This window comes from Pedobacter sp. PF22-3, assembly GCF_026239555.1.
GTDB lineage: Bacteria > Bacteroidota > Bacteroidia > Sphingobacteriales > Sphingobacteriaceae > Pedobacter.
The window spans coordinates 23,218-42,309 of the sequence record NZ_JAPIVP010000002.1 but is presented as its reverse complement, the minus strand read 5'-3'; the positions used below and the strand labels follow the sequence as shown (position 1 = coordinate 42,309).

The window sequence follows — 19,092 nt, the reverse complement described above, 5'->3', positions numbered from 1 at the left end:
TTATTGATTTCTGACGGCAATTTCTTCCTTCAGTTCTGCCATCACCTGGTTTAGTATATCATTTACTTCTGCAATCATTTCAGCCAGTTTGGGGGCAGACACATTAGCCTCATTAGCCGCTTCAATTTCCCTTATGGTACGCTGAAGTGGTAAGATAGCAAGATGATCGATGGTTGATTTGAGTTTGTGCGCCAGTTTTGATACCTGTTCCAGATCGCCTTCACGCTGCGCCTGGTTGAGTTGATTTAAGGAGTCGGGCATTTGTCCGCAAAACATTTCGATCATTTTGGTCACAAAATCTTCCCTCCCCTTACTAATTACACGCAGGCCATCAAGACTATATAGTGGTAAAGGGGTAGCAGGAGCAATAACAGGCGCTGCCGTTTTTTGGATCCAGCTATCTAATACACTAATCAGCAGCTCCTCATTTATTGGTTTGGTAATGTAATCATTCATTCCGGCAGCTAAACATTTTTCTCTTTCGCCCTTAATGGCCGATGCAGTGAGTGCAATGATTACACCAGTATATCCGCGTGCTCTGAGCGCTTTAGTAGTATTATATCCATCAAGCACGGGCATCTGTATATCCATTAAAATAACATCATATATCTCCTCTTCCAACATTTCAAGGGCTATTGCTCCATCATCGGCAATCATTACCTGTGGGCCATAACCAAGTAGAACAGTACTGGCTACCAGCCTGTTCATTTCATTATCATCCACAATCAGGATTCGACGTCCTGCAAATAAATCTTCGTTGTGAACAATTTTGGTTTGTGCTGGTACGTCGTTAGTTTTCCCCTTCTCCAGTTTAATTACGAAAGAAATTTCAGAGCCCTGGCCTTTCTGGCTTTTCACCTTGAAATAACCACCCATTTGTGCAACCAGTTTTTGCGAAATGCTCATGCCTAAGCCCGTACCGCCATATTTACGTGTTACAGATTCATATTCCTGACTAAAATTATTGAACAAACGGCTTAAAAATTCAGGTTCCATTCCAATTCCTGTATCCTTAACCAGAATTTCAATTTCCTGATAGTTCAGCGCATCCTCCAACACAGTGGCTGTTAAGTCTACGGAACCTTTTTCAGTAAACTTAATCGCATTTGTCATCAGGTTCATCAGTACCTGTGTAATCCGGTAAGGGTCTCCCATTAAGATGGAGGATACGGTCCCCTCTTTAGGCGGAAGGTAGTTTAATTCCAGTCCGCGCTTTACAGCCTTGTGGGTAACTATCTGTATAACTTCGTTGAACAACATAGGAAGGCTAAAGCCAATGTGCTCGAATTTAAGTTTACCCTCATCAATCTTTGAAAGGTCTAAAATGTCATCAATGATGACCAAAAGATTTTTCGAAGCCGTCTGAACGGTTTGGACATAATAATCCTGTTCATCGGTAAGTGTTGTTTTGGAAAGCTGGTTAGCCATGCTGATAATGGCATTCATCGGGGTTCTGATCTCGTGACTCATATTGGCCAGAAACATCGCCTTAATGTTGGCTGTTTTTTCTGCCTCATTTTTGGCGCTTATCAGTTCCTGTCCAAATCTTTTGCACTTACTCACATTAAAACATATGCTTGACCAGCCTAAATTTTGGTTATTTTCATTGTAACTTACCCTTCGGCTTGCCATCCATAAACTTTGATTGCCCTGGGCATCGGTAAATACGATCTCATGCAATTCAGCATTCTTTTCTTCTGATTCCTGACTGATAGCTTCTTTTGAGAAAAAATCGTTGTTAAACAAGAGATCAGGCATTTGATTACGTATACTTGGCAAATCATATCCGGACATGTCGCAAAACCGATGATTGGCATAGCGTATTTTGCCTTCAGCATCCATTTCTATAAGGCCAAATCCAATATTGCCTAAAATCCCGTCGAAATCGTTGATATTGTGTAATGGTTGTGTATCTGCTCTGGTGTTATTGTTTTCATTTACCTCGCTGAGCCCATTTGAAGCGTAATTTAAGCCAGCGAAAAATAATAGAGTGTTGTTGGAATACTTTTCCCAGCTGCCACTTATTTTTCCATGTCCGTTTTTGAGCTTGATGTAGCTGGTTTTGCCTACAGCAAGTTGCCCATTGTCATTTAATTCCTGTAGTTCGAAATAGCTGTAGAGGTTTTTATTCTGGCAATCTTTACAAACATCCTGCAGCTTACTCCCAATATCTAATATCGTCATATCGCTATTCAGCAAGATAAAATAGGGGAAAAGCCTGTTCAATTGAGCAGAATCAAAAGATAAAGAAAAGCCGTTCATCAAGATAGATTTTATTATTGGCTAATTTACAAAAAAATAATCCCCGAAAACAGCACCTCTATAACTTTCGTATATAACAAATCCATTTTGATCATAAATACTCTGGCTATGTTCTATTAAATCAACACCTACAGGTTGTAATCACTAACAAATACGTCACATTATTGATTTTTGGTAAATTATATTGCTTGTTTTCAACGCTTTATTTATAACTTCAATGTTATAGAAAATAACATGGATTAATCTGATTTTTGTTTATAATTGTATACAGATAGTAATATTATCAATCTAGACTAAAGCCATTTAAATCATTTTCTTTTTGATTATAAAACTGGTCCTAGTAACTTTACAGATTGGTTTTATAAAAAATTCAATTGACAATTCATCTCTAATAATGACCCAGATCAACAATCCGAAAACTCGCTTACTCCTTGTTGAGGACGACGAATTTATGCAAGCGATACTCGAGGAAATTCTTACGGCAAACTACCATATTGATATCAGGCCTGATGGATTGAGTGCAATGTCATTTTTGCAGAGCGGAAACATACCAGACCTGATCATATCAGATCTCAATACACCCAATATGAACGGGCTGGAGTTAATCCAGCAACTTAAGGTAAGCGACTTCTTTCGCACCTTGCCGATTATGATCCTATCTGGAGAGGAGAGTTCTGATAAACGCATTAAATGCCTGGACGCCGGGGCGGATGATTTTGTAATTAAGCCTTTTAACCCTGCTGAGCTTGAAGCAAGGATAAAAATGGTATTAAGGCGCGCAGGTAAAAATCTGTTATAATGGAAAATGCTTTGAAGCTGGATCAAATGAATAATCCTATCATTGCTCTGGTAGGTTTTGAAAGGGATTTTCAGTATATTGATTTTGATGCATGTAATTTCGGCGATCTTAGGATCGTTCGATTTGAAAATGGATTAAGGTTTGTAGAGGAATGGACAGCGCAGCAGTTAAATATTGCAGCTGTTATTTCCCATAGCGAAATCCTGTCGGACGGTGGACTCTCTTTGATCGAAGTACTAAAAAAAAAACAAATGCCTTCTGTTCCATTTTTTCTGGTTGTAAGATATTTTAATGAAAATTTGAGAATATTGGCTTTGACGGCAGGTGTTTCTGATGTTTTCATGCTGCCAGTTGATAAAGAGCGCCTCGAAAAACGGCTGACTTTCTTTGTAAAGCACTGGAATTCATTAAACCGTGAAGTTAAGATTGCCAGCCGGCCAGTGTACCATATCGGATTTGCAAAGCGATTGTTCGATGTGTTTTTTGCCGGATTAGCCTTGATTTTATTGTTTCCCATATTTTTAGTGGTCGCTATATTGATATGGGTAGAGTCTAGGGGCCCTGTGTTTTACTATTCTTTAAGGAGTGGCACAGGATTTAAAGTATTTCGGTTTTACAAATTCAGGTCAATGTATGTTAACGCTGATCAGAAAATAAAAGACCTGAAACATTTAAATCAATATGATACAGATCAGGAAAAAAAAGAGGTTCGCAATGCAAAATTACAACTTTGCAGCTCCTGCATAGCATTAGGGAAATGCCAATATCCTATTTATGCCGATGGTGCTCAATGGTGTGAAAAGGATGATCTATACGTGTATTCGAAGAAGAGTGGATCGGCGTTTTTTAAAATAGCTAACGATCCGAGGGTAACCAGGATTGGCCATTTTATCCGGAATACCAGTATAGACGAGTTACCTCAACTTTGGAATGTGATAAAAGGGGATATGAGTATTGTTGGAAACAGGCCGTTACCTATTTATGAAGCAGAGAAACTAACCACTGATAAATATGTACTTAGGTTTGCAGCGCCAGCCGGAATAACGGGTTTGTGGCAGGTTGAAAAACGTGGCAGAGGTGAAATGAGCGAAGAAGAACGGTTAATACTCGATAATACCTATGCATTGAAACAAAGCTTCTGGAACGATATCAAACTTATTTTAAAAACGATACCAGCACTTTTCCAGAGAGAAAACGTATAACATAAAAACTGTAGGATGAGAATGTTCGTACATTCCCATTTATTTGGGAAAATAAAACCATAAAAAGAAAACCGGATATCTTATACGCACTTTTTTTGCGATAGTTAAGAACCAATCACTATTTATTAACCCAGGTACTATTAACAGCTGCAGATGTGCTGATATAGCTGGACGCTGACCCGACAAGTTGATTAGCTTAACTGAGCCATCGCCATTGAAAAAATATTTGGAATGCAAGAAAATTTAACCGCAAGTTTAAGGAAGTCCTATAGTTATGAGATAATAGGAAAGGACCGTGAAAGTGATTTTGATAGGATTGCCGAGATGGCTGCATTAATCTGCGAGTGCAGGATCGCCTTAATTTCCTTTTCAGATGGTACTGAATTGTGGCATAAAGCTATTAAGGGCCTTGAGATAAAGGAACTGGCTGGTGTTTCCTCTTTATACGAATATGCCTTAGCTTCCGGCGAAATTTTGATGGTAACAGATATTTTTCTTGATGAGCGTTTTAAAGAGCAGCCAGCAGTAGGTGATGGTGAAAAAATAAGGAGTTACATATCCTACCCATTAAAGGATGGCAGTGGCGTTGTGCTGGGAGCATTAATGGTGATAGATACAGCGCCTAAAAGCATTGGTGGTACGCAGCAGAAATTGCTTGCCTTGCTGGTTGAGGAAATCAGTTCAATTATTCAGGAGCGGGGAAAAAAAGCTGAATACAAACATATAGGCCTGCTCTTTGAACATTCAGACGATCTGATCTGTATCCTGGATAAAGATTTGAGATTTAAACGGATGAACGCCAGTTTTGGTGCTAAGCTGAGCTGGACTGAGCAGGAACTACGGGAGAGAACAATTTTCGATATTGTTCCGGAAAAAGAGCTGGAGCAAGCCCGTGTAATATGGGGAAATCTGAAAAAGCACTTGCAGCCCGAAGACCCTACCCACCAGCTAGCAATAAAGGGTGGTGGATTTAAGATGATTGAGTGGACCGCCACTGTTGAGGAAAGTGATGACGGCGATATATTCGCAATTGGCAGGGACGTAACTGCCGAAATGGAAAAAAACCATGCCCTAAAGGTTAGCGAGCAGAAATTAAAGGCGTTTTTTGAAAGCTCGCAGGGATTGATGTGTACGCACGATCTGGAAGGAAATCTAATTTCGCTGAATCCTGCCGGTGCCAGATCACTCGGCTACCGTCGGTCGGAATTGGTTAAAAAAAGCCTTTTCGATATCATTCCTGTTGAAAGACATCCAAATTTGCTCAACTATTTGAAAGATGTAGTAGAAAAGGGTCATTCAACAGGCTATATGATTATTAAGCGTAAATCGGGAGAGGAACGCTTGTGGTTATATTCTAATACCCTTCAGAAAGACCTGCAAGGTGAACCGTATATTGTTGGTAATGCGGTAGATATCACTGACCAGAAAAAACTGGAAGCCGATTTGATCCACACCAAAGATTTGCTGGAAGAAACAAGTAGTTTGGCAAGAATTGGGGGCTGGGAGTTCAACCTTAAAGATCAACAGGTTCATTGGTCAAAAATAACCCGCGAAATCCACGGGGTGCCTGAAGGCTTTATTCCCACGGCAGATAGTGCCATTGATTTTTATCTGCCAGGTGACAATAGAGATAGGTTAAAGCATGCTATTGAAGAATGCCTGAGCAGTGGAAAGATGTATGATGAGGAGCTTCAGATTACCGATTTCAACGGCCGTGAAATCTGGGTGCGGGCTATCGGTAAAGTGGAAATGGAAAATGGGGTTCCGGTAAGGCTATATGGCACCTTTCAGGATATTGATGTACATAAACGTGCACAGCTTGCAGTTGTAGAATCTAAAAAACTGCTCGATAAAATACTCTCGGCGGCTACAGGAATGAGTATTATTGCAACTGATCTGAAAGGAACAATTACAGTATTTAACAGGGGGTCCGAACGGATGCTCGGCTATACAGCCGATGAAATGGTTGGTAAACAATCCCCGATTATGTTTCATGATGAGAAGGAGATATCCGACATTTGCGCTGATTTCAGTTCTGCTAATGACATTGAAATTTCGGGATTTGATTTTTATGTACAATGTGCAAATAGCCCTGAAAGGGAAAGGATTTTTACCTTTATTACCAAAGATTCAAAACGGTTGAGGGTATCTTTGTCCATTACTTCAATAAGGGATCGTAATGATAAGGTTATTGGTTACCTCGGCATATCAACCGATGTTACACAGAAGGAGGCCATTCAACAAGAGCTATCCCTGGAAAAAGCATTATTAATCGCTTTCATTGAGAATGCTCCCGCATCGGTGGCGATGGTTGATAATGATATGCGGTTTTTGAACGCCAGCAGGACATGGATAAAGGCCTATACCCAAATCGAGGGCAGTATCAAAGGTTATTTATATTACGATGTTTTTCCGGGACTGTCTCAGGAACGGAAAGATGTACATCAGCAGGTTTTGAGCGGCCAAACTGTTAAAAAGGATGAAGATATTTACATCGCCTCGGAAAGTAATGCCATTCATCATATCTCCTGGGAGATGACCCCATGGTATAAAGCAGACGGGACTATCGGCGGAATGATGATTTTTACACACGATATCTCTGCTGCAGTGAATCATCGGCAGGAGCTTACGGCAGCCAGGCTCCGCGCGGATTTTGCCAATTTTGCTAAATCCGAATTCCTGGCCAATATGAGCCATGAGATCAGGACGCCGCTTAACGGAGTGATTGGTTTTACTGATCTGGTATTGAAAACGCAGCTGAACAGCAACCAGGAGCAGTATCTCAAAATTGTCCATCAATCAGCCAACGCACTATTAGGAATTATTAATGATATTCTGGATTTCTCAAAAATAGAGGCCGGTAAGTTTGAATTGGATGTAGACCGCTGCGATCTTTATGAGCTGGCCTTTCAAGCCAGTGATATTACGAATTATCAGATCCATACCAAAAACCTGGAAATGTTGTTAAACCTCCAGCCTGATTTACCAAGGTTTATTTGGGCGGACGCAATGCGACTGAAACAGGTTTTGATCAATCTACTCGGTAATGCCGCAAAATTCACAACCAAAGGAGAAATTGAGCTCAAGATAGAATCTTTGCAGGATGATGGCAATACCCACCTGTTGAGATTTTCCGTTCGTGATACCGGAATAGGCATTGCTAAATTGAAACAGCAAAAAATCTTTGAAGCATTTTCGCAGGAAGATTCTTCAACGACTAAAAAATATGGTGGAACAGGCTTAGGTTTGACTATTTCCAATAAGCTTTTAAATATGATGGATAGTCGCCTTAATCTTCAGAGTGAGCCCGGTGAGGGCAGTACGTTTTACTTTGATGTAAATCTGCGTGCAGAGCAAGGCGGCCTGATTGAGTGGATGGGAATGGAAGATATAAGCAGGGTGTTAATCGTGGATGATAATGATAATAATAGAAATATCCTGACTGACATGCTCGCACTAAAAAACATTGTTTCTGTTCAGGCTAAAAATGGTTTTGAGGCACTGCAGTTGCTGGCTTCAGGAGAAACCTATGATGTTATTTTACTTGATTACCATATGCAATATATGGATGGGTTGGAAACCGCTGCTAAAATCAGGAAGAATTTCTCGTCTGGTGAGGCGGAGATTCCACTTATCCTGCTACATAGCTCTTCAGATGACAGTAGGATTATCAAGGCTTGTAATGATCTTCATATTGATAACAGGTTGCTCAAACCAATCAAAATGAACGATTTGTATTTAGCCCTGACGAGGATAAGAACAAGAGAAACGGTTGATCAGCAGCTGCAGTTGTTTACCCCGACTTCTAAGCGCGAGGATTATCAGTATAGATTTTTAGTGATCGAGGATAATGCAGTCAACAGATTCCTAATCCGTTCGCTGGTGGAAGAGCTGCGTCCTGGAAGTACGGTAACGGAAGCGGAGAATGGTGTTTTAGGTGCAGAGATTTACGGGAGTCAGCCATTTGACCTCATTTTTATGGATATACAGATGCCCGAAATGAATGGTTATGAGTGTACTGCAAAAATAAGATCACAGGAAACCGGCTCAAGAGTTCCTATCATTGCCCTTACTGCGGCAAATTTAATTGGAGAGAGAGAAAAAAGCATTGCCGCGGGCATGGATGATTTTACCACCAAACCTGTGCTGGAGGAGCATATAGTAACCATACTAGATAAGTGGTTGATAAAACCAATAGATTCCGTCGACGGCAATGTGGGAGATGGCAGTGGCAAAAAATCTCATTTTAATATCGATAAGCTGAATCTTTATTTTAAAGGCGACCATATAAAACTGGGAAAGATCATTGGTATAACGATTAACCAGCTTCAGGCTGTAGCTGACCAATTGGATAAGGATATCCAACCAGAGGATTATGATATGCTCATTTCCCTAGCGCACAGGCTTTATGGGATGTCTGCTTCCGCGGGACTGGATAATCTGGCCGATATAAGCAGAAGACTTCAAATTATTTCACATAACGATTTTACTGCTGTTGTAGCGTTGGTAGAAGAGCTGAAAGCTGGTATCAAGGACCTTTTTCCATTACTGAAAGCGCACGTTCAATAGATAGATAATTTACTGTGATATCGAACTATTACCTTGATTCTAGGCTCCTGCGGTTGATGCTGCACTTGGTTTCCTTTTCAAAATGAGTGCGGCTATCAGCGAAACCAATATGCCTACAGGCAATATTTCCATATAGGTAAAGAAAACAACCATAACCGGATTTTTATACATTTCCTGATTGCTCAATCCCTCCGACATCAATTGTAAAACTTCCAATTCTCTTTTGCTGATGTTGAGCCTTATCATTTCTTTTTCATTAATGACAAATGTTTCTGGTTTTTCGGCAAAAACTTCTTTTTCAATCAGAATAGTTTTTGGTTTCGTTAATTTTAAGGCCAGCCAAATGCCTAAGCCTATAAAAATGAATGCAATAGCACCTGCATAAATTTCTAACGCATGATTGATCATGATGAACCTTAGCTCTAACCATTTCAATAAAAAGAGCATTATAGCCAAAAATAACCCATATAGGATAATACTTTTGTTTTTGGTTAGAAAATTTGTTTAGCCTGGCATTGGATAATAATCGTTTGTCTAAAGTAGGAAATTTAGTTTTAAGTAAGATGTTGAATGTGTAATGGTTAGGCTGAGGGGAGGACCAATGATGTAATACGGAAGATGGAATAGGTAGGTAACGCTACAATGTGATGTGGAATCCGCAGGGGATGATCTAAACTTGTTCCCAGGCTATGTTTTTTTTATTCTAAAGCCATTTTCTGCTTAGCCGATAAAAGATCTTCAAACACGCTGCAAATCAAACTTATAACCTAAACAGGTAATTTTCTGGTGATTTTATAATAGAAACGCAATAAAGGTTTTAAATTAGCACAAAATATAAATAGCTGAACCATGAAAATCACGCTTTATGCGCTCTTATTATCCGTTGTTTTATTTGACTGCGGAGGCAATTCGGAAAAAACTTTTAAAGCACGTGCATTTGCTGCAGGTGATGATTTCAATGTATTTCCAAAATCACCAAAAAACATATTAACCATAGTAAAAACTGATTCAGGAAAGATAGCTGCTGCCGATCGTTTTATCATTAAATCTAAGGATACGGCCATTATTGTAGATGATGCGCCAAATGCTGAAACAAAGAAATTTAAAATAGCTTCCTTTATCAATACACAAAAAACTGCAGTATTGGTTCAGGGCGACAGTGGAAAGGATAAAATGGATCCTTTTTATATCATTTATGTAAATGGCGGACAAACAGAAGTGGTAAGTCTGAACAAGCCATCAAAAGGTGCTGATGATAAAAAATATACAAACGGATTAGAAGAGTTAACCAGAAGCAATCTGTTGGTGAACAACGATTTTTTTATCACTACAATCAATTCAAGGGTTTATCCGATTAAACGTCAAAAAGAGGATGAACGTATCCAGGGGAAATTCTTTATGTATTCTAGCGATAAAACAACCTTGGCATTTTTGACGGCAAATTCCTTATACCAGGTAAATACCAAAACCGGAGAAACTTTTAATCTACCTTTGCCTGCATCATTAACCAGTCAGCCTGAAACCTTGGTAGCAAATATCCAAAGAGACTACACTTGGGTGCCAAATGAGCACGGAACCTCTTTCTTAAAGAAAAATGCTGACGACGACCGCATTGTAGATATCAAAGAATTTAACCACTAAGATTTTTTGAAGTTTTATTGGTTAGGATTATAACTGTGCCTAAACTCAATTAAACTCATTTGTCAATGTGAGGGATAATTTATTGTATAAAAATCGATATAAATTACAAGAGGTTATTCGATTTGAGGTATCGTCATTTCCGTAGTGGAGAAATCTTTAAATTTGATTTCAATAACATAGTTTAAAGATCTCTCCACTCCGCTGTGCTTCGGTCGAGATGACGATTTTTCTATTGGATTTGAGCCTGTTGAAGGACAAATATTTTGTTTGTTTTCCTTTTAAGTAGATTCCATTTAACCTAAACCACCATCGTTCTAAAGGTGAGATTTACCCTTGGCTGATTTACTTTTTTAGTAGGGGGAAGGCGGTGAAGCCAATTCGTTTGCGTTTCATCTTTCATCACCAGTAAACTTCCATTTTCTAAAAACAGGGTTACCGTTTCTTTGGTTTTTTTATGTTTGAATAGAAATCTTCTCTCCGCACCAAAACTTAGCGATGCAATGGCAGCATCTTTTGCCAGGTCTTTCTCGTCGTCACTATGGTAAGCCATTCCTTCATCACCATTGTGGTATAAATTGAGTAAACAAGAATTAAACGTTGTACCTGTTTGTTCCTCTGATATCTTTTTCAGTTCCTGTAACTCCTTTGTCCAGGGCAGGGCCATTTTCGATTTATTAGAATAGGTATAAGAATAGGCTTCATCTCCATACCAGGCAACTTTTCTTTTAGTGATGATGTGTTTGCCCATGATAAAGGCTTCGTCGTTTTTCCATTCAATAGTTTTCATCAGCGCATCAAAATAATGACTGGCTTCTGCTTGCTGGAATAATTTGCCATAATAATTTACTGTTCCATCATATGGGAGCAGGTTTTTGCTACTATCTATTGTGGTGTTGAATAAATCCATTGTTTATATGTTGTTTTTAAGCAATGTCCACACGGACGATAGCCCATGTTTATTGCTTCTTCTTCGGAGTGGAAAAATACACGGTTTTCTTTTTTCATCCGCTTTCCCGATCTACATTTGAGTAGTCCGTAAATTTTCAACCTGGCATTTCCGCCGAAGCAAATATTTTTGTTTTTAAAATGCTTTTTTAATTCTTCAGTTGAAATATCTACATGTTTAATCATAAAACCATGTTATTGGCTTTTGCTGCTTCCCAACCTATCATGGCTGTTTTTCGGTTCACTCCCCAGTGGTAGCCGCCCAAAGCCCCGCTTGATTGTATTACACGATGACAGGGAATGAGAAAAGCCACAGGATTATCGCCAATGGCAGTACCCACTGCTCTTGATGCATTCGGATTTTGCAATTGTTTAGCAATGCTGCCATAAGTTGATAATTTGCCCATAGGGATTTTTAATAAAGCTTCCCAAACCTTTAACTGGAAGTCGGTACCTTTTAAATGGAGTTTGATCTGCAGTAATTTGCTCCAATCGAAACCAAAAATAGTTAAAGCGTTTTGCTGTTCCTCATCTAAGATTTGTTGGTATTGCGCCGCTGGGAACTGGTGTTTTAGATTTGCCAAAGCAATATTTTCATCTTCATAAAATGCAATGTGGCAGATCCCTTTTGTGGTGCTGGCTACGATGATATGTCCAAACGGACTTTCTGCAAAACTATAATTGATACAAAGCTTTTCGCCGCCGTTTTTATATTCGCCAGGTGTCATCCCTTCAATATTTATAAAAAGATCGTGCAGCCTGCTCGTTCCGGATAAGCCGGTTGCTAATGCGGTATCGAATAAACTTTGGTCTTCTTTCAACATTTCTTTGGCATAACCAATGCTGATGTATTGTAAAAAACGTTTAGGGGTAGTGCCTGCCCATTCGCTAAATAATCTTTGGAAATGAAAGGGACTTAAGTTTACTTTTTCTGCAATTTCTGCTAAACCGGGCTGTGTTTTAAAATTTGTTTTGATATAGCTGATGGCTTCAGCTATCCGGTTGAAATTGATTTCTTCTTGTGCTTTCATGGTATTGAATAATTTACATCCCAAAAGTAGTTTGGAAAGAACAGGCAAACCACCCGAAACTTGCTAAGTTTAACTAGATTTTGATCGCCTGTTTATTTAATTCCGTTGCCAATTAATTTCTCTGCCCTTGCAAGATCTGTATTTCCATTGATGTCTATCTGAAGAAAATAAGGCGCTTGCCATTGTTGGGTTTTCTGGGCCTGTTTATTTGCGGCTACATCCCAGGGGGGATAAATTCTGATTCCCCTTTTACCTTCTACTCCATTTGCAGTGATAATTTTATGCTGTACCAAAATTGCTTTTGGGAAAATGAACTGTCCGGATCGAGCAGTATCATTAACAGATATGATCAACAGGTCAAATTCATCCTGATCAGTAAAAGGAACCGTAATTCCAGCTTCATTCCGTTTCCAGATAGTTACAAACTGCCCCGCCTTGGTTGGTGTAATTTTAGAAAGGCGTTGTTTGATTTTTAATTTATTTAATTCAAAAGTACAGGCGGCATATTCCTGACTTTCTTTTTCTATTTTCAAGTTGCTTATTTGATAACCTAGCTGACTGTAAACTAAATCGGATGCATTTCTTACTATAGATGAAATACGGTCTGTAACATTTCCTAATTGCATATGGCGTCTATGAGTTGGTAAGCGAAACTTATTGCTCTTCAATAATAGATTGTCCTTTCGATTGATCTCCTGATGTCCATTGCCAGGTTTCATGAAGTCTAATTTTGCCATTGGCCAATAACTCTGGCTTTGAGCTACAGGTCCCAGTCATTAATTCACCTTGTTTGTTTACCTGATGATAGCGCATTTCGATGTTCCCATCATGATCTACCAAGCCAATCAAATGACCAGAAATAATTTTTCCCCCCTTATATTCGGCAGTGAGTATATTTCCTGTTTGTTTATATCTAAAAATGGTTTCATCCGATGTTTCGCCATTTTCCGTATTGGTTACAGGTTTAAAAATCTTGTTGTCGTAATTTATCATCAGTTGATAAAACTAATCATCTCCGTTTGAATAAAAAAATCCGTGAAGGACTTCGCAAACCTTAAGTGTTTAGCTTAAACCAAAGTATTCATAAATAGCTTAGCTCAAACTTTCTTCTCTTTTTACCAGCAGATAGCTATCATCATTTAACATTAAGTAACCGTATTCATAACAGAAAACATAGCTATTCCCATTTTGGGTTTCGTACCTGGAGGTATGAAATTCAAAATTAAAGCCCGCCGAAACCAGCTTTTTACGAATGACCTTTGTTTTACCGTTTGGATTTAGCGTAGCAAGAATAGTACGATTCTTTTTTAGAATGTTATTTACCCTTTTAATCACAAGGTTATCCTCAATCTTTAAACGATTGTTGTAATTGCTGCGACAAGAATCATCGCAGTATTTTTTATCGGCCCTGCCTTTTATCAGGGTGCCGCAGTCTAAGCATAAACGTTCCATAATAATTTCTTTTTTTATTATGGGATGATGCTCTAATTTATAAAATAAAATGGTGAATAAAAAAAATAAAATGGCATATGAAGCTTCGAGTGTATATTATCCGTTTATAAACGTTTATAAACGACTATAAATGTTTACCATCCGAATAATTTTTGATGCTGTTTGCAACTTTGTCCTGTCGGTCATCGAGGTGATGATTGTTCGTTAAACATTTAGAAACTTAAAATTTAAAAATTATGGAAAGTGCAGTTAACAAAGTAGTATTGAGTGGATTTGCAGGAGCAGATGCAGAAATTAAAAATTTTGGAAGTCAAAAATTAGCAAAGGTTAACCTGGCTATAAATGAGAACTACAGAAATTCATCCGGTGAAGAAGTAAAAAGAGTACAATGGTTTAATTTAATTTTCTGGAATTCGAAAGCCGAGCTTGCAGAAGCGCAGGTTAAAAAGGGTACAGCTTTAACCGTTGAAGGCAGGTTACAAACCAATAGTTATGATGGTGCAGACGGGAAAAAGCGCTATGCAATTGAAATAGTTGTTGGTGATATCATAATTAAAGAAAAAGAACCGAAAGAGGCCTTTTAGCATATAGCGTAATCGCATCATGTATATAAACAATTTACATGATGCGATTTAATAATTATAATTGGATAGAAAGGCCTGTATAAAAATTAATGCCTGGAGCTGGGTTAAAAGATCTTCCATTTGCTGCATTTAAGTCATTGCCTAAACTATATTTTACATTAAGTAGATTGTTTACGCCTGCAAAAAGGTCTAAATGGATTTTTTTGATGCTTACATTTCTGAAACCCAATTTGCTTTCAACCAGGTGATATCTTTTCGCAAAAACGGTATTGGCATCATTCAAAGGAATTGAAGAAGTGTAATTATGTTGCAGAAAAAGGTAAATGGCCTTTGGAAAGTTAAACTCTAAACTATTGATTAAAACATTCTCTGGCACTCCGGTAAGTTTGTTGCCGCTAAATGTGCTCGTGCCACTTGTAAAATTTTCGAATCTAAAATGGCTATAAGTATAATTGGTTCTCCAATGTAAACCTGATAAAAAGGAGGCTTTATTTCTGATGATCCAAATGGCAGTTTCCAATTCAATCCCTTGTTGCCTGGTGCCGCCGGCATTGGTAAAGTACTCGGTGTCGTTTTGATTTAATCTTCTAACAATAGCATTTTCCAAATGATAACTGAATAGGTTAGCACTGGCATAAAGGCGGTTGTTTTTAGTTTTATAACGTAAACCTAATTCATAATTCCAGCCAAGTTCGGCCTGCAGGTCATTATTAATATTGTTGTCTGATGCCCTCACTTCTGCAATAGTTGGTGGTGAATAGCCTTTGCTGATCGAAGCCCTGGCTGAAAAATCAGAAGTGATGAGATAGGATATTGCTGCCTTTGGCATAAACTGGATATCGAATTTTCGTTGTTTCGAGGCAATAAAAACTGGGAAATAACTCTCGTAATCGTATCTGTAGAAATTTAAACTCGAAGCAAGCTCAATCAGGAATTTATTGTTGATGTCGAAGTTTAACCTAAAATAAGCAAAATCCTGACTTGCCTTTAATCGGTCTGAAGCCTGCATTGCGGTAGCTTCACCGCCATTGTTATTAAAATTTTTAATCTGGCTTTTGGTGGCTGAACTTTCTAATCCAATCTGAGCGTTAAACCTTAAATCCTCTTTCACCTGTGCATAATCCAGAAAAGTTCGCAATCCAAGTGTACTTTCGTAGCGTTGCTCGTAATTGGTAATAAAAGGGTTCTTGAAATCCGTATATGAGGTAAATAAAGCTATTACGTGTTTCAATCGCTTGTTGATTTGATAGGCATTCGATATTCCACCGAAGATGGTTTTATTATAAATAGCAGCTTGCTGCGAAATGGCTCCAGGTAATGTTGAGGTTGCCGGACGTGCCAGTCTGGGATTTTGATCTAATTGCAAAGCCGTTAATCCACCTGGTGTTTGGTACTTTAAATTGCTATAGAAAATAAAAGCCTTTAAACTACCTGCATGGCTATAATCCCATTGCTGCAATGTCTGAAAATATTTTCTATTCATTGCACTGTTCTCCCGGTAGCCATCACTTCTTTGATATCCTTCGCTAAAACTGAAGCGATAATTTTTGTATTGCTGTTTGATGGATGCAGTTTGATGGAATAGGCCGTAAGAACCGCCAGTAGCCGAAAAATTAACTTCATTGCGATTGATAACGGGCATATTAATTAAAATAGCACCACCTGTATTTGCACCAAAAATATTGGCTTCCGGGCCTTTATAGATTTCCATCATACCTATTGCAGAAGCATCTAAAGCATTTAAGTAAGTGTTTCCCCCTGCATCGGTTAAAGGAAAATCATCAATGTAAATTTTAATATTTCGTATACCAAAAGGAGAGCGAAGTAAACTGCCACGGAGCGATAGACGGTAGCTGCCTGGCGAGCGTTCCTCCATGCGTACTCCTGGTACCGTATTCAACATACTTACTAGTGAACTGTTGGGTTGATTTTTTATCAAGCTGCTATCTATCAGGTTTACAGCAGATACTGATCTTAATAAAGTTTGGTGGTTATAATAACCTTTTACGGTAACTTCTTCGAGTTTTTTGATCGAATCGGGTTTGATGGTCTGCGCTAAGGCCGTAGAAAAAACTAAGGTAAACAATAAGGTAAAGTTCGATTTCAAAGTATAAGAAGGTTAGTATTGAGCCACAGATTAGCGAATAAAATTACGGCATATTCTGCTAATCTGTGGCTAATTTTAAATTATTTTGCAGCAACTTTCCAGATCACGCCACTAACATCGTCTGCCACTAATAAGGCGCCATCAGGTGTTAAAGTAACGCCAACCGGGCGACCATATACTTCTGCCTTATCTTTGTCAGCAACAAAACCAGTTAAAAAATCTTCTATTTTTCCACTTGGTTTTCCATCTTTAAAAGGTACAAAAGCTACTTTGTAACCAGAAATAGCCGATCGGTTCCACGAGCCATGTTGTCCTATAAATGCGCCTCCCTGGTATTTCTGCGGAAACTTTTTACCTTTATAGAAGGCCAGTCCTAAGGATGCGGTATGCGCACCAACCGCAACATCCGGAGCAATAGCTTTTTTAACCATTTCCGGGTTTTGGCCTTTTAAGCGGGGATCTTCATTCTGTCCATAATAGGAATACGGCCAGCCGTAAAATGCGCCTTGTTTAACACTTGTAATGTAATCTGGAACCAGATCGTCGCCTAATCCATCGCGTTCGTTAACAGCTGTCCAGAGCATATTTGTGGATGGTGCCCAATCTATCCCAACAGGATTTCGCAAACCACTGGCATAAATTTTTTCGCCGGTTCCATCTGGATTAATTTCTAAGATATTGGCTCTTCTTACTTCATTTTCCATTCCGTTCTCACCTACATTACTGCCCGATCCTACAGTTACGTAAATCTTGCTATTATCTGCATTGGAAATCAGGTTTCTTGTCCAGTGGTTGTTATAACCACCTGCCGGGAGACTCAGGATCTTTTTACCTGTTGCAGTTATTTTGGTGTCTCCGGTTTTATAAGGGTATTGCCACAAACCATCGGTATTGGCTACATAAAATGAATTGCCAATAATCAGCATGCCGAAGGGCTGGTTCAAACCATTTAAAAAAGTGGTTACCATTTCGGGTTTACCATCTTTATTTTCATCACGGTAGAGGAGAATGGTATTGGCACTTTTTCCTGGTACTTCAGATTTTGCCTTACCTGTTACTGTATTGGCAACTGCTTCTACGGTACTTCTTTCTGAATTGGAGAGCACTACCAATATATCGCCATTGGGTGTGATGTAGGTATTCCTTGGACTTTTAATGTTGGCTGCAAATTTGGTTACCACAAAGCCTGCTGGCGCAATAGGTGTTTTTCCATCTGGCCAACCAATTACCTTGCTGAATTTATTTTTAGCGGCATTGGTATCCGGAGCTGGCAAATCTACTGCTCCGGCTTTAGTAGTTACAGTGGTATCTTCTCCTTGTTTTTGCGATTTAGAATTGGATTGGCATCCAAATAGGAAAGCTGTAGAAAGCACTGATGCGTAAAAAATCTTGTTTTTCATGTTAACCGGTTTTGATTAAGGTTTTTATCTTAAAAAATATAACATCGAAAAAGGAGAGAAGTTTTTAGCGCTGGTATAATTGCCGCAAGACTGAATAATAAAAGGAAAGCACCCGAGAGCACCTTCCTGGAGAGCGCGTATTATTTCCCCTGTTTTAATGCTATAATGATAGCAGGGAAGTATTTTTATAGTCCTTTAAATTAATTTCTTGATTGATATAGAAAAATCAGGTCATCAAACGATGATATAATTTGAGCTTGTGGGAGCGGAGTAAAGGAATTTGATCATAAATTTTCCAGCGTTATTTTGAAAGCGATTAATTAGAACTAAATTACAGTATTACACCTAATTTTTTAGTTAAATTTTGTTAAATCATTTTTAACGCTAACTGATTTTTCTGGTATTTATCTGACCAGGTTTTCCTGTAATTTTAGTTCGATGTCTTTTGCATTTAATATCAACGCAGAAAATTGTGGATCTGATTTTACCAGTAGAAATTTTCCGTCAGGGAGAATTATGGCTGATGTTCCGCAAGTAGTAATTTCTTTAAATAATAATTTTCTTAGAAAACCCGAATCGGTTTCTATTTCTAAGCCTTTCGATTTAATAGGGCTGAAGCTTTCTCCTTTTTCACGGTACTGGTAAATGACAACTTTTGGCCTGGCCTCGGCTTTTTCCTGAATGTTCTTTTGAAAAGCCCATCTTACATTGTTCAGGAATTCTGCATTTTGGTAGCTAAGGTCTTTCCAGCAATCGTCTTTATTGAAGTCGTATTTGATAATAATGGTGTCTTTTAAAGCAAGCCTTTCATTTTGTTTTAAAAAAGCATGCAGCGAATCAATCTGTGTCTCGGATAATGTACCCGCCTGATAACGTTTATTTTCATCTACATACAATTTGGGCGAACAGGCATATACCAAGGTTAAAAGAAAGGGAAGAGTAAATGCCTGAAGTTTGATTTTAGAGATACGTTTCATTTGTGTGAGCATTATATTGTCGAATAAATTTAGAACTAAAAATTTATCCGACAATATTTTTCACTAGAAATTTCGCCATTGCTAAGCGTAATCGATTCGATGAAAGAAGCTTTTTGCAATGGC

The 19,092-nt window shown here is 38.6% G+C and carries 16 protein-coding genes; 5 read left to right on the top strand and 11 right to left on the bottom strand.

Annotation, left to right across the window (positions count from 1 at the left end; translation table 11 throughout):
• Positions 1–2,262, bottom strand: coding sequence for an ATP-binding protein (locus OQX63_RS03305; RefSeq protein ID WP_265849463.1), 2,262 nt, complete (start codon positions 2,260–2,262; stop codon positions 1–3).
• A gap of 394 nt (positions 2,263–2,656) precedes the next feature.
• Between OQX63_RS03305 and OQX63_RS03300 the strand changes: the two genes are divergently transcribed.
• The 3 genes from OQX63_RS03300 (at position 2,657) to OQX63_RS03290 (ending at position 8,832) form a co-directional block, all read left to right on the top strand.
• Positions 2,657–3,061, top strand: coding sequence for a response regulator transcription factor (locus tag OQX63_RS03300; RefSeq protein WP_265849462.1), 405 nt, complete (start codon positions 2,657–2,659; stop codon positions 3,059–3,061).
• A complete protein-coding gene (locus tag OQX63_RS03295) occupies positions 3,061–4,263 on the top strand; it encodes a sugar transferase (RefSeq protein WP_265849461.1) in 1,203 nt (400 codons plus the stop codon). Before OQX63_RS03300 ends, OQX63_RS03295 begins: the two co-directional genes overlap by 1 nt.
• Positions 4,264–4,494: 231 nt before the next feature.
• A complete protein-coding gene (locus OQX63_RS03290) occupies positions 4,495–8,832 on the top strand; it encodes a PAS domain S-box protein (protein ID WP_265849460.1) in 4,338 nt (1,445 codons plus the stop codon).
• 39 nt (positions 8,833–8,871) lie between these two features.
• Here OQX63_RS03290 and OQX63_RS03285 read toward each other — a convergent pair whose 3' ends face one another.
• Positions 8,872–9,240 carry a hypothetical protein gene (locus tag OQX63_RS03285; RefSeq protein WP_265849459.1) on the bottom strand — a complete coding sequence of 123 codons (369 nt, stop codon included), beginning with the start codon at positions 9,238–9,240 and terminating at the stop codon, positions 8,872–8,874.
• Between the two features lie 441 nt (positions 9,241–9,681).
• Here OQX63_RS03285 and OQX63_RS03280 point away from each other — a divergent pair, with 441 nt between their 5' ends.
• Positions 9,682–10,473: a hypothetical protein gene (locus OQX63_RS03280; protein ID WP_265849458.1), complete on the top strand. Its 792-nt coding sequence runs from the start codon at positions 9,682–9,684 to the stop codon at positions 10,471–10,473.
• 298 nt (positions 10,474–10,771) lie between these two features.
• Here OQX63_RS03280 and OQX63_RS03275 read toward each other — a convergent pair whose 3' ends face one another.
• The 6 genes from OQX63_RS03275 to OQX63_RS03250 all read right to left on the bottom strand — a co-directional run bounded on the left by OQX63_RS03275 (position 10,772) and on the right by OQX63_RS03250 (position 13,901).
• The gene (locus OQX63_RS03275) at positions 10,772–11,380 is read right to left on the bottom strand and encodes an alpha-ketoglutarate-dependent dioxygenase AlkB family protein (RefSeq protein ID WP_265849457.1); all 609 of its coding nucleotides are present in this window, start codon (positions 11,378–11,380) and stop codon (positions 10,772–10,774) included.
• The gene (locus OQX63_RS03270) at positions 11,356–11,604 is read right to left on the bottom strand and encodes an Ada metal-binding domain-containing protein (protein ID WP_265849456.1); all 249 of its coding nucleotides are present in this window, start codon (positions 11,602–11,604) and stop codon (positions 11,356–11,358) included. Before OQX63_RS03270 ends, OQX63_RS03275 begins: the two co-directional genes overlap by 25 nt.
• Positions 11,601–12,449 (bottom strand): bifunctional helix-turn-helix domain-containing protein/methylated-DNA--[protein]-cysteine S-methyltransferase, encoded by an 849-nt coding sequence (locus tag OQX63_RS03265; protein WP_265849455.1) that lies wholly within the window; start codon positions 12,447–12,449, stop codon positions 11,601–11,603. The genes OQX63_RS03270 and OQX63_RS03265 overlap by 4 nt, the downstream gene beginning before the upstream one ends.
• A 92-nt stretch (positions 12,450–12,541) precedes the next feature.
• On the bottom strand, positions 12,542–13,075 hold the full coding sequence (locus tag OQX63_RS03260; protein WP_265849454.1) for a MepB family protein: 534 nt from the start codon (positions 13,073–13,075) through the stop codon (positions 12,542–12,544).
• 28 nt (positions 13,076–13,103) lie between these two features.
• Positions 13,104–13,442 carry a n-acetylglutamate synthase gene (locus tag OQX63_RS03255; protein ID WP_265849453.1) on the bottom strand — a complete coding sequence of 113 codons (339 nt, stop codon included), beginning with the start codon at positions 13,440–13,442 and terminating at the stop codon, positions 13,104–13,106.
• A gap of 99 nt (positions 13,443–13,541) precedes the next feature.
• Positions 13,542–13,901 carry a hypothetical protein gene (locus tag OQX63_RS03250; protein WP_265849452.1) on the bottom strand — a complete coding sequence of 120 codons (360 nt, stop codon included), beginning with the start codon at positions 13,899–13,901 and terminating at the stop codon, positions 13,542–13,544.
• A 236-nt stretch (positions 13,902–14,137) separates the two neighbouring features.
• Between OQX63_RS03250 and OQX63_RS03245 the strand changes: the two genes are divergently transcribed.
• Positions 14,138–14,485, top strand: a complete 348-nt coding sequence (locus tag OQX63_RS03245; protein ID WP_265849451.1) for a single-stranded DNA-binding protein — start codon at positions 14,138–14,140, stop codon at positions 14,483–14,485.
• Positions 14,486–14,540: 55 nt separating this feature from the next.
• Here OQX63_RS03245 and OQX63_RS03240 read toward each other — a convergent pair whose 3' ends face one another.
• The 3 genes from OQX63_RS03240 to OQX63_RS03230 all read right to left on the bottom strand — a co-directional run bounded on the left by OQX63_RS03240 (position 14,541) and on the right by OQX63_RS03230 (position 18,969).
• The gene (locus tag OQX63_RS03240; RefSeq protein WP_265849450.1) at positions 14,541–16,592 is read right to left on the bottom strand and encodes a TonB-dependent receptor; all 2,052 of its coding nucleotides are present in this window, start codon (positions 16,590–16,592) and stop codon (positions 14,541–14,543) included.
• 80 nt (positions 16,593–16,672) lie between these two features.
• Complete coding sequence (locus OQX63_RS03235; protein ID WP_265849449.1) at positions 16,673–17,992, bottom strand: PQQ-dependent sugar dehydrogenase; 1,320 nt, start codon at positions 17,990–17,992, stop codon at positions 16,673–16,675.
• Positions 17,993–18,396: 404 nt separating this feature from the next.
• On the bottom strand, positions 18,397–18,969 hold the full coding sequence (locus OQX63_RS03230) for a hypothetical protein (protein ID WP_265849448.1): 573 nt from the start codon (positions 18,967–18,969) through the stop codon (positions 18,397–18,399).
• Between the last annotated feature and the right edge of the window lie 123 nt (positions 18,970–19,092).

What these genes read in the sequence shown, in the direction of transcription:
- OQX63_RS03280 (WP_265849458.1), top strand. Translation starts at nt 9,682, where the DNA reads ATGAAAATCACGCTTTATGCGCTCTTATTATCCGTTGTTTTATTTGAC.
- OQX63_RS03290 (WP_265849460.1), top strand. Translation starts at nt 4,495, where the DNA reads ATGCAAGAAAATTTAACCGCAAGTTTAAGGAAGTCCTATAGTTATGAG.
- OQX63_RS03230 (WP_265849448.1), bottom strand. Translation starts at nt 18,969, where the DNA reads ATGAAACGTATCTCTAAAATCAAACTTCAGGCATTTACTCTTCCCTTT.
- OQX63_RS03265 (WP_265849455.1), bottom strand. Translation starts at nt 12,449, where the DNA reads ATGAAAGCACAAGAAGAAATCAATTTCAACCGGATAGCTGAAGCCATC.
- OQX63_RS03260 (WP_265849454.1), bottom strand. Translation starts at nt 13,075, where the DNA reads ATGCAATTAGGAAATGTTACAGACCGTATTTCATCTATAGTAAGAAAT.
- OQX63_RS03275 (WP_265849457.1), bottom strand. Translation starts at nt 11,380, where the DNA reads ATGGATTTATTCAACACCACAATAGATAGTAGCAAAAACCTGCTCCCA.
- OQX63_RS03235 (WP_265849449.1), bottom strand. Translation starts at nt 17,992, where the DNA reads ATGAAAAACAAGATTTTTTACGCATCAGTGCTTTCTACAGCTTTCCTA.
- OQX63_RS03305 (WP_265849463.1), bottom strand. Translation starts at nt 2,262, where the DNA reads ATGAACGGCTTTTCTTTATCTTTTGATTCTGCTCAATTGAACAGGCTT.
- OQX63_RS03250 (WP_265849452.1), bottom strand. Translation starts at nt 13,901, where the DNA reads ATGGAACGTTTATGCTTAGACTGCGGCACCCTGATAAAAGGCAGGGCC.
- OQX63_RS03270 (WP_265849456.1), bottom strand. Translation starts at nt 11,604, where the DNA reads ATGATTAAACATGTAGATATTTCAACTGAAGAATTAAAAAAGCATTTT.
- OQX63_RS03285 (WP_265849459.1), bottom strand. Translation starts at nt 9,240, where the DNA reads ATGATCAATCATGCGTTAGAAATTTATGCAGGTGCTATTGCATTCATT.
- OQX63_RS03255 (WP_265849453.1), bottom strand. Translation starts at nt 13,442, where the DNA reads ATGATAAATTACGACAACAAGATTTTTAAACCTGTAACCAATACGGAA.
- OQX63_RS03295 (WP_265849461.1), top strand. Translation starts at nt 3,061, where the DNA reads ATGGAAAATGCTTTGAAGCTGGATCAAATGAATAATCCTATCATTGCT.
- OQX63_RS03300 (WP_265849462.1), top strand. Translation starts at nt 2,657, where the DNA reads ATGACCCAGATCAACAATCCGAAAACTCGCTTACTCCTTGTTGAGGAC.
- OQX63_RS03245 (WP_265849451.1), top strand. Translation starts at nt 14,138, where the DNA reads ATGGAAAGTGCAGTTAACAAAGTAGTATTGAGTGGATTTGCAGGAGCA.